This is a genomic window from Actinoplanes sp. 13, from assembly GCF_056134165.1.
On sequence record NZ_JBVYOQ010000002.1, the window covers coordinates 483,745 to 508,065 of the forward strand.

At 71.8% G+C, this 24,321-nt stretch carries 23 protein-coding genes; 6 read left to right on the forward strand and 17 right to left on the reverse strand.

Translation table 11 applies throughout. The features are described from left to right. Positions 1–32: 32 nt before the first annotated feature. The 9 genes from AC0NH5_RS06770 to AC0NH5_RS06810 form a co-directional block, all read right to left on the reverse strand. Positions 33–563 (reverse strand): DUF8189 domain-containing protein, encoded by a 531-nt coding sequence (locus AC0NH5_RS06770; RefSeq protein ID WP_474401023.1) that lies wholly within the window; start codon positions 561–563, stop codon positions 33–35. A 156-nt stretch (positions 564–719) separates the two neighbouring features. After that, positions 720–1,625 (reverse strand): hypothetical protein, encoded by a 906-nt coding sequence (locus AC0NH5_RS06775; protein WP_474401024.1) that lies wholly within the window; start codon positions 1,623–1,625, stop codon positions 720–722. A gap of 27 nt (positions 1,626–1,652) precedes the next feature. Then, positions 1,653–3,635: an ABC transporter ATP-binding protein gene (locus AC0NH5_RS06780; protein WP_474401392.1), complete on the reverse strand. Its 1,983-nt coding sequence runs from the start codon at positions 3,633–3,635 to the stop codon at positions 1,653–1,655. A 2-nt stretch (positions 3,636–3,637) separates the two neighbouring features. Further along, on the reverse strand, positions 3,638–5,392 hold the full coding sequence (locus AC0NH5_RS06785) for an ABC transporter ATP-binding protein (protein ID WP_474401026.1): 1,755 nt from the start codon (positions 5,390–5,392) through the stop codon (positions 3,638–3,640). An 85-nt stretch (positions 5,393–5,477) separates the two neighbouring features. Beyond that, positions 5,478–6,482, reverse strand: coding sequence for an aldo/keto reductase (locus AC0NH5_RS06790; protein ID WP_474401394.1), 1,005 nt, complete (start codon positions 6,480–6,482; stop codon positions 5,478–5,480). Positions 6,483–6,486: 4 nt separating this feature from the next. Then, the gene (locus AC0NH5_RS06795) at positions 6,487–7,809 is read right to left on the reverse strand and encodes an LLM class flavin-dependent oxidoreductase (protein ID WP_474401028.1); all 1,323 of its coding nucleotides are present in this window, start codon (positions 7,807–7,809) and stop codon (positions 6,487–6,489) included. A 3-nt stretch (positions 7,810–7,812) separates the two neighbouring features. Further along, positions 7,813–8,526: an ABC transporter ATP-binding protein gene (locus AC0NH5_RS06800; protein WP_474401030.1), complete on the reverse strand. Its 714-nt coding sequence runs from the start codon at positions 8,524–8,526 to the stop codon at positions 7,813–7,815. After that, entirely contained in the window at positions 8,502–9,341 is an 840-nt protein-coding gene (locus tag AC0NH5_RS06805) for an ABC transporter permease (protein WP_474401032.1), read from the reverse strand. Before AC0NH5_RS06805 ends, AC0NH5_RS06800 begins: the two co-directional genes overlap by 25 nt. A gap of 3 nt (positions 9,342–9,344) precedes the next feature. Continuing rightward, a complete protein-coding gene (locus AC0NH5_RS06810) occupies positions 9,345–10,391 on the reverse strand; it encodes an ABC transporter substrate-binding protein (RefSeq protein WP_474401034.1) in 1,047 nt (348 codons plus the stop codon). A 122-nt stretch (positions 10,392–10,513) separates the two neighbouring features. Here AC0NH5_RS06810 and AC0NH5_RS06815 point away from each other — a divergent pair, with 122 nt between their 5' ends. Then, a complete protein-coding gene (locus tag AC0NH5_RS06815; RefSeq protein ID WP_474401036.1) occupies positions 10,514–11,788 on the forward strand; it encodes a lamin tail domain-containing protein in 1,275 nt (424 codons plus the stop codon). Here AC0NH5_RS06815 and AC0NH5_RS06820 read toward each other — a convergent pair. The 5 genes from AC0NH5_RS06820 to AC0NH5_RS06840 form a co-directional block, all read right to left on the reverse strand. Continuing rightward, positions 11,785–12,393, reverse strand: coding sequence for a thymidine kinase (locus tag AC0NH5_RS06820; protein ID WP_474401038.1), 609 nt, complete (start codon positions 12,391–12,393; stop codon positions 11,785–11,787). The two genes, AC0NH5_RS06815 and AC0NH5_RS06820, sit on opposite strands and share 4 nt — an antisense overlap. 141 nt (positions 12,394–12,534) lie before the next feature. Then, on the reverse strand, positions 12,535–13,995 hold the full coding sequence (locus AC0NH5_RS06825) for an NAD(P)/FAD-dependent oxidoreductase (protein WP_474401039.1): 1,461 nt from the start codon (positions 13,993–13,995) through the stop codon (positions 12,535–12,537). An 87-nt stretch (positions 13,996–14,082) separates the two neighbouring features. After that, positions 14,083–14,484 carry a MarR family winged helix-turn-helix transcriptional regulator gene (locus AC0NH5_RS06830; RefSeq protein ID WP_474401041.1) on the reverse strand — a complete coding sequence of 134 codons (402 nt, stop codon included), beginning with the start codon at positions 14,482–14,484 and terminating at the stop codon, positions 14,083–14,085. A 13-nt stretch (positions 14,485–14,497) separates the two neighbouring features. Further along, positions 14,498–15,415: an alpha/beta hydrolase family protein gene (locus AC0NH5_RS06835; protein WP_474401043.1), complete on the reverse strand. Its 918-nt coding sequence runs from the start codon at positions 15,413–15,415 to the stop codon at positions 14,498–14,500. Positions 15,416–15,436: 21 nt separating this feature from the next. Continuing rightward, a complete protein-coding gene (locus AC0NH5_RS06840; RefSeq protein WP_474401044.1) occupies positions 15,437–15,907 on the reverse strand; it encodes an NUDIX hydrolase in 471 nt (156 codons plus the stop codon). A 40-nt stretch (positions 15,908–15,947) separates the two neighbouring features. Between AC0NH5_RS06840 and AC0NH5_RS06845 the strand changes: the two genes are divergently transcribed. Both AC0NH5_RS06845 and AC0NH5_RS06850 read left to right on the forward strand, forming a co-directional pair. Next, positions 15,948–16,313, forward strand: coding sequence for an Mth938-like domain-containing protein (locus AC0NH5_RS06845; protein ID WP_474401046.1), 366 nt, complete (start codon positions 15,948–15,950; stop codon positions 16,311–16,313). 88 nt (positions 16,314–16,401) lie between these two features. Further along, positions 16,402–16,740 carry an L-rhamnose mutarotase gene (locus AC0NH5_RS06850; RefSeq protein ID WP_474401048.1) on the forward strand — a complete coding sequence of 113 codons (339 nt, stop codon included), beginning with the start codon at positions 16,402–16,404 and terminating at the stop codon, positions 16,738–16,740. A gap of 648 nt (positions 16,741–17,388) precedes the next feature. On the opposite strand, the gene AC0NH5_RS06855 is transcribed toward AC0NH5_RS06850, so the two are convergent. Next, entirely contained in the window at positions 17,389–18,273 is an 885-nt protein-coding gene (locus AC0NH5_RS06855; protein WP_474401050.1) for an alpha/beta fold hydrolase, read from the reverse strand. Positions 18,274–18,462: 189 nt separating this feature from the next. Between AC0NH5_RS06855 and AC0NH5_RS06860 the strand changes: the two genes are divergently transcribed. From AC0NH5_RS06860 to AC0NH5_RS06870, 3 genes are read left to right on the forward strand one after another with little or no spacing between them, the layout of a single operon-like run. Beyond that, a complete protein-coding gene (locus tag AC0NH5_RS06860; protein WP_474401052.1) occupies positions 18,463–19,572 on the forward strand; it encodes a hypothetical protein in 1,110 nt (369 codons plus the stop codon). Next, a complete protein-coding gene (locus AC0NH5_RS06865; RefSeq protein ID WP_474401053.1) occupies positions 19,569–20,759 on the forward strand; it encodes a hypothetical protein in 1,191 nt (396 codons plus the stop codon). The genes AC0NH5_RS06860 and AC0NH5_RS06865 overlap by 4 nt, the downstream gene beginning before the upstream one ends. Then, a complete protein-coding gene (locus tag AC0NH5_RS06870) occupies positions 20,756–22,204 on the forward strand; it encodes a hypothetical protein (RefSeq protein WP_474401055.1) in 1,449 nt (482 codons plus the stop codon). Before AC0NH5_RS06865 ends, AC0NH5_RS06870 begins: the two co-directional genes overlap by 4 nt. 269 nt (positions 22,205–22,473) lie before the next feature. On the opposite strand, the gene AC0NH5_RS06875 is transcribed toward AC0NH5_RS06870, so the two are convergent. Continuing rightward, complete coding sequence (locus tag AC0NH5_RS06875) at positions 22,474–23,691, reverse strand: MFS transporter (protein ID WP_474401057.1); 1,218 nt, start codon at positions 23,689–23,691, stop codon at positions 22,474–22,476. Beyond that, complete coding sequence (locus AC0NH5_RS06880) at positions 23,688–24,287, reverse strand: ArsR/SmtB family transcription factor (protein WP_474401059.1); 600 nt, start codon at positions 24,285–24,287, stop codon at positions 23,688–23,690. The genes AC0NH5_RS06875 and AC0NH5_RS06880 overlap by 4 nt, the downstream gene beginning before the upstream one ends. Positions 24,288–24,321 lie beyond the last annotated feature (34 nt).

Below are 24,321 nucleotides of genomic sequence, written 5' to 3' on the forward strand. Positions count from 1 at the left end.
GTGGCGGGCCGGTCGGCCCACCACCGTCGCTGTCAGGTGACGGTGGGCTGCCACCAGGTCCAACAGCAGCCCGGCTGCTGCTGGATCCGGGAGTGCCGGTGGCCGTCGGTGCCGCGGACGACGATGTGGATCCGGTCGCGCTCGACGTAGGTCGACACGCCCCTCTCGTTGTCGCTGATCTCGCCGTCGAGGGTCGCCCAGTTGCTCCACCCGCTGCCCGGGCTGTTCTGCCAGATGTGCTGCACGTCGTCGTAGGCCTGCCGGTGCGCGAAGATCTCCAATCGGCCGTCGAGGTTCCGGGCGCCGCTCAGCATGGGGTAGACGAACGGGTTGCCGCTTGCCTTGAGCGGCACCCAGCCGCTGTAGGAGCCACTGCCCGCGGTGTTCTCCCAGCGGTGCTCGACGATGTTCCTGACCACCTTGAACTGTTCCCGCTTGCCGCTCTGGTTGGTCAAGGTGAGCAGGGTCGTCGGCGCGCCGGCCTGCGCCGGCACGGCTCCCAGACTGATCGACAGGATCGTCGCCGCGGTGGCGGCGAGTAGTGCTCTCAACAATCGCGTCATGCCGCGATCATCATGGGCGGAGCAGCGCGGTCACAGGCGAACGTCGACCTCTCGACAACTGGAAACGGGCCTTGCCCACTGTGCCTTCCGGTGAAAGTCCCCGATGGCGCGCACGGCGGCTTCTTCACCGCACCCGCCGCGGCTGACGGCCTGTCGTCACGGTGGCGGCTCCAGTGTCGAGGCGTTGCCCTCGACGTGGATGACGCCCTGCGGCGCGTACGCCACCCAGCTGTGCCTGGCCGTGATCGACTGTTGGCTGCGGTCGCGTCCCGACCAGAGCCGCACCAGCGACCGGGTCGCTTCGCGGGCTCGCGAGATGAGGTAGGCGCCGGCCGCTGCCAGCAGCGACGTCAGCGTGATGGTCGTGATGACGAACGGGATCTCTTCGATGGCGAAGCGTCCCAGGGCCGAAATCACCAACGAGGCAGCGCCCGTCAAGAGCGCCACGATGAGAGCCGCCGTGATCGAGAAGAGAAAAGATGCGACATGCTCCTCGTCATCGCGGGTCTGTGACACATCGCGCCGCTGGTAGGAGACGTCGGCATCCTCGTTCCGGAAAACGATGTCGTTCCAGTCGCGCCAGTTCCCGCCGTCCGCGGCCAGCAGGAAGGAGACCGACTCGCGGGGGTCGAGGTGATCCACCTTGTATCTCGGGCCGGCGAATTCAAGTTCGGAGTCGGTGACATCCTTGACGCCCATCTCGGGCTCCGGCTTGGGCTCCAGATCACGGTGCAACAAGCGAGCGTCGGCAGGAACCTTGAAGCGGATGAACTGGTTCTTGACGGCCGTGGTGCCGGTGTTCTCGATCGTGCACCGGACACTGACCAGGTGGTCGACCTCCTGCCCTCGATAACTGATCTTGAGCTGTTCGGACTCCGCCTTTCCGTAGCTCAGTCTCGGTTCCTCGATCCGGAGGCTCCACGACAGCTCGGTGCGCGCGCCACGCTTCTTCTTGACCAGTTCGAGTGCGTAACCGCTGAGGAAACCGAAGAGCGCAGCGACGGCGGCGAGAACCAGCTTGTTGGAGGACCAGTCCGCGGGTTCATCGGCGGCTGCCGCCAAGAGGACCGTGAGCATGGAAGCAAGGTACTAGTGACGCCGGTCCACCTCGGTGCCGCCGTACCACCCGTCGGGTGTGTGGGATCCCCAGGTGGCGTACATGGTGGCGTAGCGCCCGCCGGCTGCGATGAGTTCGTCGTGGGAGCCGTGTTCGGCGATGCCGCCGCCGTCGACGACGATCACGCGGTCGGCCCGGCGGGCGGTGGAGAGGCGGTGGGCGACCAGGATCGCGGTGCGGCCCTCCAGCAGGCGCTGGATCGCGGCTTCCACCCGCAGTTCGGAGCGGAGGTCGAGGCTGGAGGTGGCTTCGTCCAGGACGACCACGCGGGGCTCGGCCACGAAGACGCGGGCCAGGGCGATCAGCTGGCGTTCGCCGGAGGAGACGGACTGGCCGCGCTCGTGCAGGACGGTGTCGAGGCCGTCGGGGGAGCGGTCCACCAGGTCGCGCAGGCCGACGGCGTCGACGGCGGCGTCGATGTCGCGGGTGGGGGCGTCGGGGCGGGCGAAGGCGATGTTGTCGCGCAGCGTGCCGGCGAACAGGAACGGCTCCTGGGGGACGACGCCGACCTGGCGGTGCAGCGAGTCGAGGGTGACGGCGCGCAGGTCGTAGCCGTCGATCGAGACGCTGCCGTGGTCCGGGTCGTAGAGGCGGGCGATGAGCTTGGCCAGGGTGGACTTGCCGGCGCCGGTCGGGCCGACGCACGCGACGATTTCGCCGGGGCGGATGGTCAGCGTGACGTCGCGCAGGACCGGGCGCTGTGGGTCGTACCCGAAGGTGATCTTCTGAAGGTGGATGGCGCCCTCGGCCGGCGGCAGGGTGACGGCGTCGGGGGCCTCGCGGACCGCGGGGGTGGTGCGCAGCAGGCCGCGCAGCTTGCCGAGCGCGGCGCGGGCCTGCTGATAGTTGGTGTAGAGCTGGACCAGCTGCTGGACGGGCTGGAAGAAGGCGTTGAGGTAGAGCACGAACGCGGTCAGCTCACCGATGGTGAGGGTGCCGCGCAGCACCATCCGGCCGCCGATCAGCAGGAGCGCGGCCAGGCCGAGCAGGCCGATCACCGACGTGCCGGGGCCGTAGACGGCGTTGATCCGCCCGGTGTGGTCGTTGGCGTCGCGGTAGGCGCCGACCACCTCGCGGTGTTCGGCGACGTTGCGGTCCTGCTGGTTGTGCGCGGTGATGACACGGACACCGGAGAGGCTCTCGGTGAGGTGCGAGAAGAGCGCGGCGATGGTGTCGCGCTGCCGGTTGTAGCCGACGTCGGCGGCCCGCCGGAACCAGAGGGTGAGCAGCAGCAGCGGCGGGATCACCAGCAGCAGGGTGAGGGCGGCCAGGCCGGCGCTGTAGTGGAACAGGACGGCGGTGACCACGATCATCGTGATGCCGTGGATGAGGAACTGGGCGAAGCCCTCCTGGAGCAGGTGCTGGAGGGCCTCCACGTCGGAGGTCATCCGGGTCATCGTGACGCCGGCCTTCTCCGAGGTGTAGAAGTCCAGGCTCAGCCGTTGCAGGTGGGCGAAGACGCGGACCCGCAGGTCACGGGTGGCGTAACCGGCCAGCCGGCCGCTCTGCCGGATCCGGACGCCGGAGGCCAGCGCGGTCAGCGCCACCGATGCGAGGAAGGCGCCCGCGGCGGTGACCAGGACGGTGACGTCGCGCGCCACGATCCCGTGGTCGATGCCGACCTGCACCAGGTAGGGGCCGGACTGCAGCAGCAGGGCCTCCACCAGGACGGCGATCGCGGCGGTGACCAGCAGCCCGGGACGGCCGGAGAGCAGCGAGGTGATGGTGAGCCGCGCGGTGTCCGGCTGCTGGGTGAACCGCTCACCCGCGGCCGGGTGGGCGGGCTCGGTGGCCTCCAGCCGGGCCACGCCGGCGGCCAGCTCGGGCGGGATGCCCGCGAACGGCGTCGCGGTGCCGGTGCGGCGGTCCCGCCCGCCGGTGCCGGTGCCGCCCAGGCCGCCGACCGCCCCGGATCCGGGACCGCCGCCGGGGCCGCCGAACCCGCCGCCGAACATGCTCACGCGTGCACCTCCGCTGCCAGGACCTTCGCGTACCGCGGTTCGGACTCCAGCAGCTCGGCGTGGGTGCCGTCGGCGACCACCCGGCCGTGCTCGATCAGCACGACCCGGTCGGCGAGGCCGATGGTGGCCAGCCGGTGCGCCACCATGATCGTGGTGCGGCCGCGCATCAGGCCGCGCAGCGCCTCGTGGATCTCGTGTTCGACGCGTACGTCGACCGCGCTGGTGGCGTCGTCGAGGATCAGCACGGGCGGGTTGACCAGCAGGGCCCGGGCGATCGCGACGCGCTGCCGCTGACCGCCGGAGAGGGTGTAGCCACGTTCGCCGACCGTCGTGTCGTACCCCTGCGGGAGGCTCTGGACGAAGTCGTGCGCGCCGGCGGCCCTCGCCGCGGCGATCACCTCGTCGCGGGTCGCCGAGGGCCGGCCGAAAGCGATGTTGTCGTGCAGCGGGACGGAGAAGAGGAACGGCTCGTCGGGGACGATGCCGACCCGGTCGCGCAGCGTCGCGAGGGGATAGTCGCGGACGTCGGTGCCGTCGAGGAGCACCCGGCCGGCGTCCACGTCGTAGAAGCGGGCGGCCAGCCGTGCGACGGTGGATTTGCCGCTGCCGGTCGCGCCGACCAGCGCGACCGTCTCGCCGGGGCGGACGTGCAGGTCGAGGCCGTCCAGGGCGGGCGTGCCGTCGGGGTACGCGAAGCGCACCCCGGTGAACCGCAGCTCTCCTCGTGGCGCGGGCGTTCGCGGCGTGGCCGGGTCGTGCAGGTCGGCCGGGGTGTCCAGGATGTCGTAGATGCGCTGCGCCGAGGCCGCCGCGCGCTGGCCCATCATGATGATCATGCCGAGCATCCGGAACGGCGGCTGCAGCATCAGGACGTACGAGTTGAACGCCACGATGGTGCCGACGGTGGAATCGCCGTCGAGGACCATCAGGCCGCCGAGGAGCAGCACCAGCGCCAGCCCGAGGCGCGGCAGGTTGTCCATCACCGGGAGCCACCGGCTGCGGATCCGGGCGTCGGTGTGGTACGCCCAGCGGACCTCGTCGGCGGCCCTGGCCAGCGCGTCCACCTGGCGTTGCTCGGCGGCGAAGGACTTGACGACGCGGACGCCCTGGATGTTCTCGTCGACGACGGTGGCCACGCCGGCGAGGCGGGACTGGAGCAGCCATGAGACTGGGAAGACGGCCTTGCGCATCCGGACGCCGAGGGCGGCGATCACCGGCATGGTGGCCATCGCCACGACGGCGAGCGGCGCGTTGATCGAGAGCATCAGGGCGAACGCGATGCCGGCGATCGTGCACTGGACCACGATCGAGGGGCCGAACGCCAGGTACATCTGGACGGCGCGGATGTCGGCGGTGGCACGGGACATCAGCTCGCCGGACTGGACCCGGTCGTAGAAGGCGTACGACATCCGCATCAGGTGGGCGAAGACGGTGTTGCGGAGGTCGTACTCCATCTCGTAGGCCGTCCGCAGCAGGTAGAGCCGGGCCAAGAAGTTGATGGCGCCCTGGACGACGGCCAGGACGGCGATCAGCCAGACGTACTTCGTGAGGTCGCCGGTGCGGTCCACCAGGGCCCGGTCGATGGCGACGCGGACCAGGTCGGGGATCTGCACCTGCACGATCAGGCCGATGAAGCTGAGCGTCAGCGAGGTGATCAGCAGGGCGCGGTGGGCGCGGACGATCGGCCAGGCACGCCGCAGCCAGCTCTGCGCGGGATCCGGGTCGATCCCGGCCTTCGGGGCTCTGCGCATGCGGGTCCTCACGGTCCGGGCTGTTTAGCTTAGCTAACGATCTGGGCCGAGAAGAAGCCCCGGCGGGTGCCGGGGCCTCCTCGGGTCAGCGGCGCCGGGCCGCGCTGTCCGCGATCGATGGGGGTTGGTACCCGCCGTCGGCCGGGTTCAGGTTCACGCCGGGTGGGACGATCTCGTCGATCCGGTCCAGGACGTCGGCCGGCAACGACACCTTGGCGGCGCCGAGCTGGGACTCCAGGTGCTCCAGGGTGCGCGGGCCGATGATCGCCGAAGTGATCGCCGGGTGCTGCAGGACGAACGCCAGGGCCAGGTGGATCAGGGAGAGCCCGGCCTCGTCGGCGAGAGCCTGCAACCGGCGGACGGCCTCGACCTTCGGCGCGTTGGCCGGCAGGCCGGCGTCGTACCGGGCCGGGAGACGGTCGGCGCGCTGCGACTTCCAGCCCGGACCGGAGAGATAGCCGCCGGCCAGCGGGCTCCATGGGAGCACGGCCAGGCCGTAACGCTGGGCGACCGGCAGCACCTCACGTTCGATGCCGCGGACCAGGATCGAGTACGGCGGCTGCTCGGCCACCACGCGTTCCCGGGCGCGGCGCTCCGCGAGCCACTGGCCCTCCACGATGGCCGACGGCTCGAACGTGGACGTGCCGATGTAGCGGATCTTCCCGGCCCGGACCAGGTCACTGAGCGTGCCCAGGGTCTCGTCGAAGTCGGTGTCCGGTTCGGGCCGGTGCACCTGGTAGAGGTCGATCCAGTCGGTGCGCAGGTGGCGCAGGCTGTTCTCCACCGCGGTGACGATCCAGCGGCGGGAGTTGCCCCGGGTGTTGCGGCCGGCGCCGATCTGCCCGTGCACCTTGGTAGCGAGGAAGACGTCGTCACGGCGGCCGGCGAGGGCCTTGCCGACGATCTCCTCGCTCTCGCCCTGGGAGTACACGTCGGCGGTGTCGACCACGTTGATGCCCTCGTCCAGGGCCCGGTGGATGATCCGGATGCCGTCGGCGTGGTCCGGGTTGCCGCGGGCGCCGAAGTTCATCGCGCCCAGCGTGAGGTTGCTGACCTGCACGCCGGTGCGGCCGAACGGACGGTATTCCACCATGTCAGGCTCCTTCGAGGACTGCTGCGGGGCGGGCGAGGCCGTAGTGCTCGCGCAGGGTGCGGGTGGTGTACTCGGTGCGGAACAGGCCGCGCCGCTGCAGGATCGGGACCACGTGGTCGACGAAGAGCTGCAGGCCGGACGGCAGGACCGGCGCCATGATGTTGAAGCCGTCCGCCGCGCCGTTGTCGAACCAGTGCTGGATCGCGTCGGCGACCTGCTCGGGGGTGCCGGCGAAGGTGCGGTGCCCGCGGCCGCCGCCGAGCCGGCCGATCAGCTGCCGCACCGTGAGCCGCTCCCGGCGGGCGAGCTCCACGATCAGCGTGTACCTGCTCTTCGCGCCCTCGATCTCGTCCTCGCTCGGCAGGTCGGCCGGCAGCTCCCGGTCCAGGTGCAGGTCGGCCGGGTCGACGCGGAGTGTCTGGGCCAGCTGGCGGAGTGCGTACTCGGGTCGGATCAGCCGGTCCAGCTCCTCCTCGAGCGCGAGGGCCTCCCGCTCGGTGGCGCCGATCGCCGGGACGATCCCGGGCAGGATCTTGATGGTGTCCGGGTCGCGGCCATCGGCGAGGGTGCGGCGCTTGAGGTCGGCGTAGAAGGCCTGCGCGTCCTCGAGGGTCTGCTGGGCGGTGAAGACCGCGTCGGCGTACCGGGCGGCCAGCTCCTTGCCGTCCTCGGAGGAGCCGGCCTGCACGAGCAGCGGATGCCCCTGCGGCGGGCGCGGCACGTTGAGCGCCCCGGCCACCTTGAAGAAGCGGCCCACGTGCCCGGCCGGGTGGATCTTGGCGTCGTCGCCCCAGACGCCGTTCTCCTTGTCACCGATCGCGGCGTCGTCCTCCCAGCTGTCCCAGAGCTTGCGGGACACGTCGATGAACTCGGCGGCCCGCTCGTACCGGTCGCGATGGGCGGGCAGATCGTCCAGGTTGAAGTTGCGGGCCGCGTCGGCACCGGCCGTGGTGACCACGTTCCACCCGGCGCGGCCGCCGCTGACGTGGTCCAGCGAGGCGAAGCGGCGGGCCAGGTTGAACGGCTCGTTGTAGGTGGTCGACGCGGTGGCGATCAGCCCGATGTGCTCGGTCGCCGTGGCCAGCGCGGTCAGCAGCACGGTCGGCTCCAGGCCACCGGCCGGGCGGCGGCCGATGCTGTTCCACAGCACCGGGCTGTCGGCGAGGAAGAGCGAGTCGAGCCGGCCGCGCTCGGCGATCCGGGCCAGCTCGACGTAGTGCCGCACGTCGAGGTGCGCGAACGGGTCGCTCTCCGGCAGGCGCCAGGCCGCCTCGTGGTGGCCGACCGTCATCAGGAACGCGTTCAGGTGCAGCTGTCGTGTCACTCTTCAGACTCCCAGTGCTTGGAGGAGCAGGTCACGGGCCTGTTGGAAACCGGGGTCGCGGTGGGTGCGGTCCGCCGGCAGGCCGGGGCGCAGGTCGACGGCGATCCGGCCGCCCTCCAGGACGACGATCCGGTCGGCGAGCAGCACGGCCTCGTCCACATCGTGGGTGACCAGCAGGACGGCCGGCCGGTGCCGCCTGCACAGCGCCCGCAGCAGGTCGTGCATGCGGATCCGGGTGAGCGCGTCCAGCGCGCCGAACGGCTCGTCGGCCAGCAGCAGCTGGGGCTCGCCGACCAGGGACCGGGCCAGCGCCACCCGCTGCTGCTCGCCGCCGGAGAGCTCGTTGGGCCAGGCCCGTTCGCGCCCGGCCAGGCCCACCTCGGCGAGCGCCGCGAGGCCGCGGTCCCGGGCGTCCGGCTCCCGCCGGCCGAGGATGACGTTGTCCAGGACCCGCCGCCAGGGGAGTAGCCGCGAGTCCTGGAAGACCACCGACACCCGGTGCGGGATGCGCAGCTCACCGGTTCCGGACACCTCGTGGTCGAGGCCGGCGAGCGCGCGCAACAGCGTGCTCTTCCCGGAGCCGCTGCGGCCCAGCAGGGCGACGAACTCGCCCGGGGCGATGTCCAGGTCCACGCCGTCCAGCACGAGGTGGTCGCCGAAGCGGCGGGTCAGCCTGTCGATGCGTACGCCGGTCAGCTCGTCAACGTGCGTCGCCACGAGAGGACCCTCCTCTCCACGAGGCGAATCACGGCGTCGGAGGTGTAGCCGAAGACGCCGTAGACCACGAGGCCGACGACGATCACGTCGGTCTGCGCGTAGAGCTGGGCCTGGGACATCATGTAGCCGATGCCGGAGAGCGCGTTGATCTGCTCGACGGTGATCAGGATCAGCCAGGACCCGGTGACGGCAAGCCGCAGGCCGACGAAGAAGCCGGGCAGCGCGCCGGGGAAGACCACGTGCCGCAGGAACTGCCAGCGGCTGTAGTTCTGCACCTCGGCCAGCTCGACGTACCGTTTGTCGATGCCGGTCAGCCCGGCGTACGTCTGGATGTACATGGTGACCGCGGTCCCGATCGCGATCAGCACGATCTTGAAGCTCTCGTTGATGCCGAGCCAGAGGATCAGCAGCGGGATCAGGCCGATCGTCGGGATGGCCCGCTTGATCTGCACCGGCCCGTCGATCAGCGCCTCGCCGATCCGGCTGACCCCGGCCGCGAGGGCGAGCACGGTGCCGATCGTGCCGCCGATCAGGAAGCCGAACAGCGCCCGTTGCAGCGACGCGAGCACGTGCGCCTGGAGGTCACCGGTGGCGAGCAGGTCGCCCGCGGTGGCGAGCACGGTCCACGGGGCGGACAGCATCCTCGGGTCGAGCGCGCCGGACGCCGACGCGGCCGCCCAGGCGCCGATGACCAGGGCCGGGCCGATCAGTCGCCCGTACGGCACGGGTCGTCCCGGCCCCAGCCGGCGTCTGCGCCGCGCGGGTGGGGCCTGTGCCTTCGGCCGGGCGGGTACGGAGAGGGTCTCGGTCGCCATGCTCTACTCCTGGTACTCGGCGGGCACCGCGTCGGCGGCGATGGTCTCGAACCGCCGGTCGAACAGCTCCTCGGCGTCGATCTGCTTGATGAAGCCGCCGGCGACGAGCAGGTCGGCGGACTCCCGTTGCCAGGCCGCCGCCTTGTCCCAGTTGCGGGGGAAGGCCGGCTTCTCGTCGACGGCGACGATCCGCCTGCCGTCGGCGACGGTGACGCCCTGGTCGCGCACGTGGTAGGCGTCGATCCACTTCTCCTGGTTCTCCCAGCGCCAGACCAGCGACCGGGCCCAGAACGGGATGAACGAGCGGATCGCCGCGACCTTGGCCGAGTCGGCGAGCACCTCACCGGGCGCCCAGAGGACGGTCAGGTAGTCGACCGCGGTCATCGGGATGGCGATCGCGCCGTCCTTGCCGTACTCGGTGAGGTACTTGGTGAGCACCGGCTCGCCCAGCGGCGCGATGTCGATCTGTTTGCTCTGCAGCGCGACCAGGAACTTGGTGCTCGGCAGGGTGACCAGCTCGACGTCCTTCGGGGTGAGGCCCTGCTCCTTGAGCGTGCGCAGCACGACCAGGCCCTGTGCCTGCCCCTGCGAGAAGCCGATCTTCTTGCCGCGCAGGCCGGTGAGGTCCCGCACCGGTGTGCCGGGCGCGGTGGCGTACGTGTAGATCGGTTCGTCCTTGGTCTGCACCGCGACGATCTTGGCCGGGACGTTGATCGCCGCGGCCTGGATCGGCGGGATGCCGGCGTTCGAGGCCAGGTCGATCGAGCGCGCCCGGAAGCCCTGGATCACGTCGGGGCCGGCGGTGATGTTCGGCCAGTCCCGGACCTTGAACGGCAGCTTGCCCAGCTCACCGGCGGCCTGCAGGGCCACGTGGGTGGTGTGGACGGCGAGCACCAGCTCGGTGTTCGGGTCGACCGTGGTGGGCAGCGCGTCACCGGCGGCCAGTTCCGCGCCGGCCAGGCCGTCGTCGGCGCAACCGGCCAGAGCGACGGTGGTGACGCCGAGCAGACCGGCGAGCAGCGTTCGGCGGTGGATGATCGGACTTGTCATGAAGGCCCCTACTGACGGTGTTCTCGGGTTGACCGTGTGTCCCTATGGGGAATATACATTGCCTATCGGGTTTATAGGTTTTACGAAGTTGTCATGGGCCGGAATCGATGCCAGGAGAGCTAATGTCCGCCCTGCTCACTGCCGATGAGAGCGGCATGCTTCGCCGCCTCGCCGCCCTGGCCGCCACCGTGACTATGACCCTGGCAGCGCTGCCCGCCCCGGCGCAGGCGGCGACGGCCGTCTGCACCACGGCCGCCGGCAGCCCGCGCTGCCAGGTCTGGACCGGCAAGGTGTCCTGGGTCGCGGACGGCGACACCCTGCGGGTCGACCTCGCGGGCGACGGCACCACGGCGCTCAAGTCCATCCGGCTCCTCGGCATCCAGGCCATGGAGCAGTCCAGGTACTCGCCGAAACCGGCGAACCGGCGCGGTGACTGCCACGCGCTGGCGGCCACCGCCCGGGTCGAGCAGCTGGTCCGGGCCGGCGGCGGCGTCGTACGCCTGACCTCCCTGCGCGCCGCCAGCCGCAGCGGCGACCGGCCGTTGCGCTCGGCGGCCGTGCAGATCAACGGGAAGTGGCAGGACATCGGCCTCGACCTGGTGCGCCGCGGCCACGCTCTCTGGCTGCCGTTCGGCGGCGAATGGGCGTGGGACCAGGCGTACCGGCTCGCCGCCCAGCAGGCCGCCGCCGAGCGCCGCAACCTGTACGACACCGACAGCTGCGGCGCCGGTCCGGCACAGGACGCCGGCCTCACCCTGCGGGTCAACTCGGACCCGGACGGCGTCGACGAACAGAACCTCAACGGCGAATGGTTCCGGATCGCGAACCCGTCGGCCCGGCCGGTGTCCGTCGCGGGCTGGTGGGTGCGGGACTCCGGGCTGCGGCGTTACACGCTGCCGGCCGGGACGGTGGTGCCGGCGGGCGGCGCGGTCCACGTGCACGTGGGGAAGGGCCGCGACACCGCGACGCACAAGTACTGGGGCCTGACCGCACCGATCTTCACCAACACCGACCCGGCCAACCACGGGTACGGCGACGGCGGCTATCTGTTCGACCCGCAGGGCGACCTGCGCGCCTGGATGATCTACCCCTGCCTGGCCGGCTGTGGCAGCCCGGTGCAGGGCCGGATCGGGCTCCGGGTGCAGCACCGCAGCCCGGAGAAGGTGGAGGTGGTGAACACCGGTGACCGGACGGTGGACCTCGCCGGGCACGTGGTGGTGAGCAAGCCCTACTCGTACGCCATCGAGACGAGCACGAAGCTGGCGCCCGGGCAGGCGCTGGAGGTGAAGCTCGGCTCCGGCAACGTCCTCGACGACGCCGGCGACAGCGTCGCCCTGCAGACCGCCGACCAGTGGACCGTCACCTGCGTGGCCTGGGGCTCCGCCCGCTGCCCCTAATCCGCCGCCGGGCCGGGGTCGCCGTCACGCCAGTGGCGGCGGCACAGCACCCGGTAGGTGACCTCGGCGGCGTCGTCGATGTCGCCGACCGCGACCTGCGCGCCGATCCGCGCCACCCGGCCGCCCTCGATCCGCGCGTTCTGCCGCCCCGGGCGACCGCACCAGCAGGTCACCTCCACCTGCAGGGCGATCGTGTGGTCGGCCAGCTCGAACAGCCGCCGCGAGCCGGGGAAGAGCTGCGAACGGAAGTCGGTGGCGATCGCGTAGCAGTCCACGTCCACGCAGAGCTCGTCCACCGCCCAGGCCAGCTGCTCCACCTGCTCCACGTGCAGGAACTGCGCCTCGTCGACGATCACGAACCCGCCCGCCGGGACCTCGTCGGAGATCAGCGACACCAGGTCGGTCGACTCGATCACCTCGATCGCGTCGGCCATCACCCCCAGCCGCGACGACAGCACCCCGGCGCCGGCCCGGTCCATGCTCGTCAACAGGACACCGGGCCGTCCCGCCTGCCGCCGGTTGTACGCGTTCTGCAGGGCCAGCGTCGACTTCCCGGCGCCCATGCTGCCGTGGAACAGCGTCAGCTCGTGGAAGACCGGCGCCATCGTCCTTGCACGCGGGATGACAGGGCTAGTGACCGGAAGCAAAGCGAGCCTCTCTCGGAACCGACTGCGGCCGCTACACGCTACCCGGCCCGGTCACGGCTGCTTCCACGCCGTGGCCGGGCCGGTACTTCCGAGCTGCGATCACCGTACGGACGTCGTACCCGTGTCGCTGGTCGGGTTGATCTTGGTGTCCGCCGGGTCCGCGCCGATGCTCCGATCGACCTTGCTGTCGGTCTCCACGGCGCTGGCGGCCGGTGCCGCCGGTGCCGCCTCGGCGTCGCGCCGGAACGGGTCGCCGTAGGCGCGCAGGGCCCGCCGCGCGAACGCCTGCTGCTGGGTGGCCACCCGCTCGGACCGGCCGCGGCCCAGGAAGCTGACCGCCCAGTGCAGCACCGCGGTCACCCGGTTCTTGAAGCCGACCAGATAGAACAGGTGCACCGCGACCCACACCACCCAGGCCGGGAAACCGGACAGGCGCACCTTGCCGATGCTCGCCACCGCCGAGAATCGCGAGATGGTGGCCAGACTGCCCTTGTCGAAGTACTTGAACGGCTGACCGGCCGGCTTGCCCGCGAGCCGGCGCTTGATCTGGCCGGCGGCGTGCCGCCCGCTCTGGATCGCCACCTGCGCCACCCCGGGCAGCGGCCGGCCGTCCTCGCCGGCCAGGTTCATCATGTCGCCCAGCACGAAGATCTCCGGGTGACCGGGCAGCGTGGTGTCCTTCTCCACCTGTATCCGGCCGGCCCGGTCGGTCTTCGTGCCGGTCCGCTCGGCGAGCCGGGTGGCCAGCGCGGGAGCGGCGACACCGGCCGCCCACACCTTGGTCATCGACGGGATGCGCTCGCGGCCCTGCGGCGACTCCACCTCGATGCCGGTCGCGTCGACGCCGACCACCTTGGTGTTCAGCTTGACCTCGACCCCGATCTTCGCCAGCTGCTGCTGAGCCCGCGACGAGAGCCGGTCACCGAACGTGTTGAGCACCGCGCCGACCGCGTCGACCAGCAGGATCCGGGTCTTGTGCGGGTCGATCCGCCGGTATTGTCCCGGCAGCGTGCGGTGCGCCAACTCGGCGATCTGACCGGCCATCTCGGTGCCGGTCGGCCCGGCGCCCACCACCACGAAGGTGAGCCAGCGCTCCACCGCCTCCGCGTCGGTCTGCAGGTCGGCGACCTCGAACGCGCCGAAGATCCGGGCGCGCAGCTCCAGGGCGTCGTCGACGCTCTTCATGCCGGGCGCGTACTCGGCGAAGTCGTCGTTGCCGAAATACGACTGGGAGGCGCCGGCCGCGACGATCAGCGTGTCGTACTCCACCGTGTAGTCGAGGCCCGGCCCGGCCACCGAGACCGTCTTCGCCTCCACGTCGACGTCCTGCACCCAGCCCAGGCGGACATCCACGTTCTTCTGCCGCTTCAGCACCTCCCGGATGGGCGGCGCCACCTCGCCCTCGGACAGGATGCCCGTGGCGACCTGATAGAGCAGCGGCTGGAACAGGTGATAGGCGGTCCCGTTGATGAGGGTGATGTCGACCTCCGCCCGGCGCAGAGCCTTGATGGCGAAGAGGCCGCCGAATCCGGCCCCCACGACGACCACACGATGACGCATGTCAACTCCTCAGTGTTCCGGGCACCCACGAACCACACTGGTATGCCCAGCGCCGTAAGGGAAGAACACCCGGCGGAGTGTGGGGAATCAGATGGTCGCCGCGTGTGCCAGCCAGCGCCCGACGATCCGCACCTCGTCCTCGGTGAAACCGTCGGTCAGGTGGGCGTTGAGATCGCGGACCACCACGCGGGCGGTGGCGACTGCCTCGTGGCCGGCCGTCGTCAGTCTGAGCCGCACCGCGCGGGCGTCGGCCGGGTCCGGCGACTTGACGACGAAGCCGCCCCTCTCCAGGCGGCTGAGCAGGCCGCTCATCCCCGAGGCGGAGGCGCCCAGCGCCGCGGTCACGTCGCCGACCAGCGCGTTGTCGTGCGCGGCCAGATGGAAGAGGACGCCGGCGCCGGCGGCGCCGATCCCCGAGTCGCCCGCCCGGGCGTCGATCCAGCGCCGGATCGCGCGCTCCGCGCCCATCAACCCGAAGACGAGCCTCATGCCGCCTTCCTCCTCATGCGGTCTCCTGCCTCGTGCCGTCTCCCGCTTCAGCCTTCGGCCTCACCCCTTCGGCCTCAGCCTGTCGCTTCAGCCAGGCGGCCACCTCCGGCCAGAGCGTCTGCTGCAGGCCGCGGCGCAGAAAACCATGATGACCGATCCGGGGTACGCCTCCGTCAGCCGGCGAATAGGTGCGGCGTTCCACCGTCGCCGCCGTGAGATGGCCGGTGAGCAGGTCGATCTGACCCGGAGTGGCCCACGGGTCGTCGGTGAAGCCGAGCGCCAGGACCGGCTGGGTGACGGCGGCGGCCCGCTCGCCGGCCCGCATCGACGGATCGTCGAAGAAATAGCGCGGCAGCCGCGCCCAGCCACCCCACTGGGTCATCGCGGCCGCCGGGATGTCCTCACCCAGGCCGAGCCGGCGCGCCGGGACATAGCCGAGGGCGGCACCGAGCGCCGGCCCGAGCAGGTGCAGCAGTAACCGGACCCGGAACCGCTCGACGGGGTCGGGGATCGCCCGGACGGCGCCGGCGTGCGAGGCCAGCAGCGCGAAGGCGGCCAGCCCGGCGGTGCCGTTGCCGAGCGTGAGGGCATGCCCGCCGAGGCTGTGCCCGATCGCCAGGTGCGGCAGCGTGGGATAGCGGCCGGCCGCCCAGCCGGCGACCGCCGGGACGTCGCCCTCCATCCACTCGCGCATGCCCAGGTGCCGATGCGTCCGGGGCGCGCCGGAATTGCCGGTGCCGCGGTAGTCGTAGGTGATGGTGGCGATCCCGTTCCCGGCGAGGAACGTGGCGAAGCCGGCGTAGAAGCGCTCCGGGGTCGCGGTCGCGGGGTGGATCACGAGCGCGGCGCCGGGAGCGCCCGCGGGCTCCCGAAGAGTCCCGGCGATGGTGCCGCCGCCGTCCACCAGAATGCTGATCTTGCTAGTTCGCATGCGAACTAATCTAGCGGCGGCTCACCGCGCGAACCAGACCGGCCCGTCACCGCCCAACGCCAACTCCAGACACCGCGCCTGATGCGGCGGCAGCACCGGCACGCCGGCCGGATCGAACCAGCCGACCTCCGACGACTCGTCGTCGTTGACCCGGGCCTCGCCGGCCACATGGCGGCACAGAAAGCCGATGTTCAGGATGAACACCTGGTCGCCGTTCGGCAGCGTCGACCGGTCCAGCGCCTCCACCGAGAGCAGCCGGTCCACGGCCACCACCACGCCGGCCTCCTCCTCTGCCTCGCGGACAGCCCCGGCGGCCGGCTGCTCACCCGGATCCAGACAGCCGGTGATCAACGTCCAGCGGCCGCTGTCCACGCTGCGTACCAGCAGGACCCGGCCGGCGTCGTCCCGGACCACCGCGGTCACCCCGGAGATGGGCAGCGGGTCATGTCCGATCTTGGCGCGTAGTCGGAGGATGAACTCGGGAACCGGCATGTGACTAGGGTGACCTGTGGACCACGAGGAGGACAGAACCGTGAACCGTTCACCGCGCATCGTGTCGGTCTCCTGGGGGCGGATGGAGGTCGAGGACCTGCCCGTGGGCAAGGACTTCAAGCTGTACCCGGGCGGCGGCGGCGAGTGGGACTGGAACGAGACCGGCACCCGCCACAGCCCCGGCATCCAGCCCGCGGACGTCGCCGACCTGATCGACCACGGGGCGACTGTCGTCGTGCTGTCCCGGGGAATGGAGAACCGGCTGGAGGTGGATCCGGCCAGCCTGGAACTGCTGCGAGAGCGGGGGGTGGCTGTGCACGAGGCGGAGACCACGGAGGCGGTGCGCCTCTACAACGAGCTCGCCGGGTCGGAGGCGGTTGGCGGCCTGTTCCACTCCACGTGCTGAGCGGCCATCACGCTTCTGGCCCGCTGCCCCGTTCGGTGCCCGCACCGTCAGCCCGTCGCAACCGTCAGCCATCGAGGAAGGCTCCCCGTTGACCCACGTCTGTTTCACCCTGCAGGTCGACCCGAACAAGCTGGACGCATACCGCGATGCACACGCCGCGGTCTGGCCGGAGATGCTGGAGGCGCTGGCCGCCACCGGCTGGCGTGATTATCGGCTGTTCCTGCGTCCCGACGGCCTGCTCGTCGGCACGCTCGAGACCGACGACTTCGCCGCCGCTCAGGAGGCGATGGCCCGGACCGAGGTGAACGCCCGCTGGCAGGCGGCGATGGCCGAGTTCTTCCCCTCGCTCGGCGAGGCCCGCCCGGACCAGGGCATGGTCGTCCTCGACCAGGTCTTCCACCTGGAAGAACAACTCGCCGCCCCCTGACAGCCCGCGCCACCGACGCGTGACCCCGACGTGCGCCGCCGCACAGACCCACGTTGCCGGCACGGCTTTCCGCCGCCCGCGCGGCCCCGACGTGCGCCGCCGCACGGTCCCACGTCGCCGGCACGGCTTTCCGCCGCCCGGGCCACGTTGCTGGTGCGGCTTTCCGCCGCCCGGGCCACGTTGCTGGTGCGGCTTTCCGTCGCCCGCGCGGGCCCCGCGCGCGCGGCCGCACGGTCCCACGGCGCGGTGCGGCCCCCGCTGCCGCGCCACCCCGACGGCGTCAGGGTGGGTCCGCGCCCGGCGTGGGCCACGAGTCGCGTTCGGGGGGTCCCAGCACGCGGTCCGCGCCCCGGCGCGGGCCACGAGTCACGGGCCACGGGCCACGAGTCACGGGCCACGGGCCACGAGTCACGGGCCACGGGCCACGGGCCACGGGCCACGGGCCACGGGCCACGAGTCACGGGCCACGAGTCACGGGCCACGGGCCACGGGCCACGAGTCACGGGTCACGGGTCACGGGTCACGGGTCACGGGTCACGGGTCACGGGCCACGGGCCACGGGCCACGGGCCACGGGCGCGCGGTGCCGGCGTGCGGTCGCGGGCACGTGTGCCGGCGGGAGCCCCTGGCGGCTGGGTCGCGCTCCCGGTCAGTCGTCGAGGGAGGCGCGCAGGGCCGCGGCGAAGGCGTCTGGCTGGCCTTTCTGACCGTATTCGCCGCCGAGGAAGCCGGCGTGGTGGCTGGGGTAGACGGTGGCGGGCAGGCCCAGCCGGTCGGCGACCGCCCGGCCGCCGCGGTGGGCCACCTCGTTCTCCGACTCGGCGCCGACGGCGATCACGATGCGGGTGGAGGCGGCGCGCAGGGCGGCGAAGTCGGGCTGGTAGAGGCAGCAGGTGACGAGGTTCTGCCCGAGCAGGACGTCGTCACGGGAGCCGTCGTCGCCGGCGGGAAGGCCGAACGTGGCGGGGTCGGGGCCGGGCTGGTCGGCGAACCCGGCGGGGACCAGGCCTTTCAGCGAGGTCATCTCGATGAACTTGACCATGGCGGGGCCCATGCCCGCACGCTCGTAGAGGCCGCGGATGCCCCGGACGGCGGCGACCGCGTGCTCGTGGTCGGGGAGCAGGGCGACGGTGGGCGGCTCGTGGGCCACCAGCACCCGGATCAGGTCGGGGTGTGCGGCGACCAGGGCCAGGGCGTTGACCGCGCCGCCGCTGCTGGCGAAGAGGTCGACCGGGCCGCCGCCGACCGCCTCGACGACCCGGCGGACGTCGTCGGCGTGCTGCTCGGGGGTCGACTCGGGCGCCGGGTCGGTGCGCTCGCTGCGGCCGGTGCCGCGCGGGTCGTAGGTGACCACGGTGCGGTCGGGGAAATGCCCGGCCAGGGTGACGAAGCCGCTCGCGTCCATCGGCGAGCCGATCAGCACCAGCGGGGGTTTGCCGGAATGTCGGTCACGGGATTGTTGTGCCGGCGAGCGCACGTCATAGCGCAGGACGGCACCGGGAACGTCCAGGGTGGTGGTCACCGGCTCAGTCATGCCCCCGACCTTAGGCCCGGGGTGCGACAGTTTTTCGCCGAACCGCGGCTTCCGCGGGACAAGCGTCAATCCGTCGTCGATGAGGAGCGATCAGCCTCATTCCGGCATCGCGGTCAGCGAGCGGGATCGAATGATGTGACACCGACGATGTAGGTTACCGATCGCCGGAAGAACAGAGGGGTGGCGATCGTGACGACGTCCATGGAGCGGACACAGCCCGCCGAGGCAGCGGCCGTGCCGTTCACCGCGCGCGAGCGCTGGGTGTTGCTGGTCGCCGCCGCCTGGCTGGTCATCGGATTGCAGCTGGACGCGTACGCGCATGCCACCACACCGGAGCTGGAGACCTTCTGGACGCCCTGGCACGGCGTGCTCTACTCGGGCATCGCGGCGTCCGGGTTCACGCTGCTCTGGATCATGCGGTCCCGGCTGCCCGGCATCCCGACGTACCAGTCGCTGCTGGCCCTGCCCAACGCCTTGCGCATCCCGCTGGCCGGCATGGCGTTCCTGCTGGTCGGCGGCGGTGTCGACACGCTGTGGCACAACGTGTTCGGCATCGAGCGGGACATGGAGATCTTCGTCAGCCCCAGCCACGAGTTCATCATCCTCGGCATGGTGCTGGTGGCGATGGGCCCGGCGCTGATGCTCGCCACCGGCCCGGACCGCCGGCTCGGCGCCGGCGGCGCGTTCCTGGTCGCCGTCTCCACGCTCTTCGCCGTGCTGCCGGTGCACATCTACTCGCTGCACGCCTCGGCGATCGGGTTCCGCCATCTGGGCAGCGGCAACGACCCGGTGCCGATCTTCTCGCCGGACGCGCAGCTGATCCACGGGTACGTGTTCAGCACCATCCTGCTGCTCCTGCCGTTCGTCGTCATCGGACGGCGCTGGCCGCTGCCGATCGGCCTGGCCGGTGTCCTGGTGGCGATCATCGCCGTGCTCATGCACCTGATGTTCGACTCCGAGGACTCGTGGTGGCCGGCCCTCACGGTGGCCGCCGCGGCGATCGCGATCGAGGTCGTGGCGCGGGCCGTCACGCCGCTGCTCAGGATCTCCACGAACGCCCGCTGGATCCTGTTCGGCCTGCTCGCCCCGCCCGCGCTGTGGGGCTCGGTGCTGCTGGTCGGCAAGATCGAGACGGGCAGCACCGGCTTCAACATCCACATGGTGACCGGTCTGCTGACGCTGACCGCCCTGACCGGGGCCGCGACGGTGCTCGTCGCCCGCAGCGTCCAGCATCTGCCCAAGCCGGACGGCGTGCAGCACCTGCCGGGATCCCGCAGCGCCGAGCACCTGCCGGAGTGACGCCGCACGAGAGCCCGCCGCAGCGGGCGATCCGCCGAACGGCGCCGGCGCAGCGGGCGATCCACCGAACGGCGCCGGCGCGGCGCGGGAGACGCCTGCTGCAGCGGTTCGCCGTCCTGCTGTCGATCCTCGGCGGGATGCTTGCCGTGACGGCCGCCCCGGCGATCGCGCACGCGGGTGGGCTGACGGCTACGGATTCGCGGGGCCGGGTGGTCGCGGTGAGTCCGGCGGTTCCCGGACTGGACGTCGTCACCATCGAGAACGGTGCCCGGCTGCGGCTGCGTAACGGTACGCCGGGGCCGATCACCGTGAGCGGTGGCGGAGGGGCGGCCACTCCGGCTGTGGTGGCGCCCGGCAAGGAGCTGATCTGGATCGACGAGCGGGCCACGCCGGACGGGCGGCGGGTCGCGGCGGGCCGGACGGTGGAGTGGACGGTTCGGCTCGAGGTGAACGGGACGCCGGTCACCGTCGCCGGCACGCTGACCGGTGAGAAACCGCCGGCCGCGGCAATGTGGTGGGTGGCGAGTGGGGCCGTCGGAGTGCTGCTGGTGGCGCTCTCCCGGCGGCTACGCCGGGCGGATCTCCTGCTGGCGGGTGCCGGAGCGGTCGCCGCGGCAGCGTCGATCGCGCATGTCGCCGGGTCGGCGCTGGCGGTGGAGTCCGCCCCGTTGGCCGGCACCTTCCTGAGCGCGGCCGGGATCAACCTGCTGGCCTGGCCACTGCTGATCGGCGGCGCGGTCACGGCGCTGCGCGGAAAGGCGGCCGGCGTCCTCGCCGTGTGCGCCGGCGCGGCGCTCACCGCGATCTTCGTACTTCCCGACGTGACCTCCTTCCACCGCGCGGTGGTGCCCTTCGCCGGCCCGGCCGTCGCCGAACGCGTTCTCGTCGTGCTGGCGCTCGGCCTCGGCACAGCAGTCGCCATCGCCGGCGCGGGCGTCCTGCGCCAGCTGGCCCACGCCGCAACCGGGAGCACCGCAACCCCGGGCGTCGCAACCGGGAGCGCCGCAACCCCGAGCGTCGCAACCGGGAGCGCCGCAACCCCGAGCGCCGCAACCGGGAGCGCCGCAACCCCGAGCGTCGCAACCGGGAGCGCCGCAACCCCGAGCGCCACAACAGAGAGCGCCCCGGCTGAGAACGCGTTGATGGAAGGTGCGGCGACTCGGAACACCCCGGATCAGGCGCGGTGACTGGAATCGATCAGCCGGGCGCCTCGCTTGCCCACGGCGTAGGGAGCTCCGCGAACCTGCCGCTGCCACTGGACCTGATTTTGCAGGCGGGCGCCGCGACCGTAGTCCTCTCCTTCCTCATCTCGGCGTTCTGGTGGCGGAAACCCCGGCTTACCGCGACCGACCCGCGCCATCTCGCGATACCGGCGTGGGTGCGTCTCGTCGTGCTCGCGCTCGCGCTCTACCTGGTCGGCAACGCCATCGCCGGGCCGCGCGGACCGGGCAACCCGGCGGCGCACGCGCTATTCGTCTGGCTCTGGGTGGGACTGATCCCGATCAGCGTGCTCCTCGGGCCGGTCTGGCGGGTGGTCAACCCGCTGCGGACAATTTTCGGCCTGCTCGGCCTGCCGCCGCGCGGGCTGCGCCCGCTGCCACCCGGCCGGGGCGCGGGGAGTTGGCCGGCGGCGGCGTTCCTGCTGGGCTTCGTCTGGTTCGAGCTGGTGGTCCCCCATCACGGCGACCCGGTCACGGTCGGTTTGTGGATCCTGGGGTACGCGCTATGTCAACTCGTCCTGGCCACCCTCCGTGGACAGGAGTGGTTCGCCCGGGGCGACTGCTTCGAGGTCTACTCCGAACTGGCCGGCCGCCTCAGCCCGCTCCGCTGGCGCACCCCGTTCTCCGGCCTGGTGGCGCCCTTACCCGCCGCCGCGCCGTCAACCGACTCGCATCCCGCGTCACCCACCGGCTCGCCCGCTTTGTCGCCCACCGGCTCACCCGCTGTGTCACCCACCGCCCCGCGCCTGCCCTCACCCGTCGGAACGCACCACCTCCAGGCGTCTCCCGACGACGCGCTCGCTGCCCGAACTTCGTCCGTCACCACGTCACCCGCTGACCGGTCGAACGCCGATCCAGCACGCCAGGTCGTACGCTCCGTGGGTGCCGGTATGGCTGCCTTTCTCGCGGTCTGGTGGGGTTCCACAGTCTTCGACAGCGCCTCCGCCTCACCCCGGTGGACGGGCTTCGTAGACCGCGGCGGGTCCACGATGCTGTTCGGCACCCTGGGACTTGTCGTGCTGTGTGCGCTGGTGTGGTTCGCGGTGCGGGGCACCGCGGGAAAGCTCGACGTCACGGCGTCGCTGATTCCGATCGCGGTCGGGTACACGCTCGCCCACTATCTTTCGCTGCTTCTGGTGGAGGCGCCGCGCGGATTCCTTCTCCTGATCCAGCAGTGGGGTCTGGCGGCCGAGGCGAGCTGGGACGTCACGCCGGCACCGCAGATCGTCGCCGGTGCCCAGATCGCTCTGATCCTGATCGGACACGTCATCGGGGTGGTGGTCGCCCATGACCGGGCCCTCGCCGCTGACCCGGGGCGGCCGCTGATGGTGGTGCTCGCGGACGAGCTTCCGATGGTTCTGTTCATGATCGCCTGTACCTGGGCCGGCCTCTTCCTGCTCTTCGTGCGCTGACAAACCCGCTGCAGGAGCGGCGGGGCGGGGGTCGGGCGACCCGAGCGGCGGGGCGGGGGTCGGGCGACCCGAGCGGCGGGGCGGGGGTCGGGCGACCCGAGCGGCGGGGACGGGTCGGGCGATCTGAGCGGCGGGCGGGGGGTCGGGCGACCTCAGCGGCGGAGGCGGGGTCGGGCGACAGGAGCGGCGGGGCGGGGGCCGGACGACAGGAGTGGCAGGGACCGCCGGTTGACCTCAGCGGCGTCACGGCGAGGCAGTGAGCAGGCCGCTCACCGCGGAGCGGGAGCCTTACGGATGGCCGAACTCAGGCTCCCGGCCAGCGCCGCGCTCACCATCAGCACCGCAAGCACCCCGATGGTGCCCCGGGCCCCGATCCCCGTCAGCAGAAGGCCGGCCCCCAGGGAGGCCACCGGCATGACGCCCCACGTCACCGTCGCCCCGGCGCTCATCACGCGGCCGAGGAGGTCGTTCGGGACGATCAGGCTGGCGTGGGTGAAGATCACCACGTTCCAGAGGGGACCGACGAAGGCGCACGCGGCCCCGATCGCGGCGATCTGGAAGGGGCTGCTGGTGAGGATCAGCAGGGGTAGCAGGGCGGCCCAGACCCAGTTGGTCCCGATGATGATCGTCTTGGCGGAGAGCAGGCTGTGCAGGCGGGTGGCGGCGAGCGCGCCGAGCAGGCCGCCGGCGCTGTAGAGGCCGAGCATTACGCCGATCGTCGCGGCCCCGGCGCCCTGGTCGCCGGCGAGGACGACGATGGCCAGGATCAGGGCCTGGAAGACGAGGTTGCTGACGGCCAGGAGCAGCACCGCGGTCCGGACGAACGGGTTGCGCCAGACCCATCGGAGTCCGGTGGCGGCGGCCTTCCACAGCGGTTCCGCCTCGGCCGGCCGGTCCTGGAGGTCTTTGCGCAGGAGGAGCAGCGCGACGCCGGCCAGCAGATAGGACAGGCCGTCGGCGAGGAACGGCAGCGCCCGGTCCACGCCGAAGAGCAGGCCGCCCAGGGGTGGCCCGGCGAGCGCGGCGCCGCGGGAACGGGCCTCGTTGTGGGCGATCGCGGTGGGCAGGGCCGCGGTGGACACGATCCGGGGGAGCGCGGCGCGTTCGGCGAGGCCGAAGAAGGTGAAGCAGAGGCCCTGGACGAAGGCGGCCAGGCAGAGCTGGGCGACGGTGAGCGCGCCGGTCCAGAGGGCGATCGGGATGGTGAGCACCGTCAGGCCCGCCACGATCTCGGCGACGATCAGGATGCGGCGGCGGTTCCACCGGTCGACGAGGGGGCCGGCGGGCAGGTTGGCGATCAGGTGGGGCAGCGTGCCGGCGGCCCCGACCAGGCCGGCGTCGGCGGGTGAGCCGGTGGTGGCGAGCACCAGCAGCGGCATGGCGGTGCCGCTGATCGCGGCGCCCAGGTTGGAGACGACCTGGCCGCTCCAGAGGACGGTGAAGTCGCGGTTGCGCCACAGGCCGGCGGGCGCGGCGGTGGCGGTCATTGCTCACCGGGGCCGGTGACCTCGCCGGACGTGGCGGGTTCGTCGGGGGTGGGGAAGGCGTGGAAGACCACGGTGATCTGCCGTGCGCCGGCGGGTGCCGTGCCGGGGTCGCGGTCCCAGCGTTTGAGGAGGGCCATGTATTCCTCGCCGAACCGGGCGAGCTCCTCGGCGGTGAGCGTGGTGATGCCGAAACTGTGCATGGCGGCCGGCGCGAAGTCGCCGTAGGCGGGCCGATCCGTCAGGTATTCGCGCAGGTCGCGTTCGGAGCGTTCGAGCCACTGTTTGCCGATCGCGTCGGCGGCCGCCGCCACGTCGGGATCGCCGGAGCCGCGTGGCAGGCGAAGGTCCTGCGGGACGGCACGCCAGTAACGGCGGCGGCCGGCCGAGCGGTCCTCTTCGATGAAGCCGTACCGCTCCAGCTGCCGCAGGTGGTAACTGGTGGCGCCGCGGTCGGCGGAGAACTCGGCGGCCAGGTCGGCGGAGGTGGCCGGGCCGCGGCGCTGGAGGCGGGACAGCATCTGCTGGCGGAGCGGGTGTGCGAGCGCCTTGAGGGCGTCGACGTCGGTGAGGTGGCGCGGTGTGCGGTCCGGCGGCATGATGAAAAGATATCAATGCAAAGGAATCTTCTCA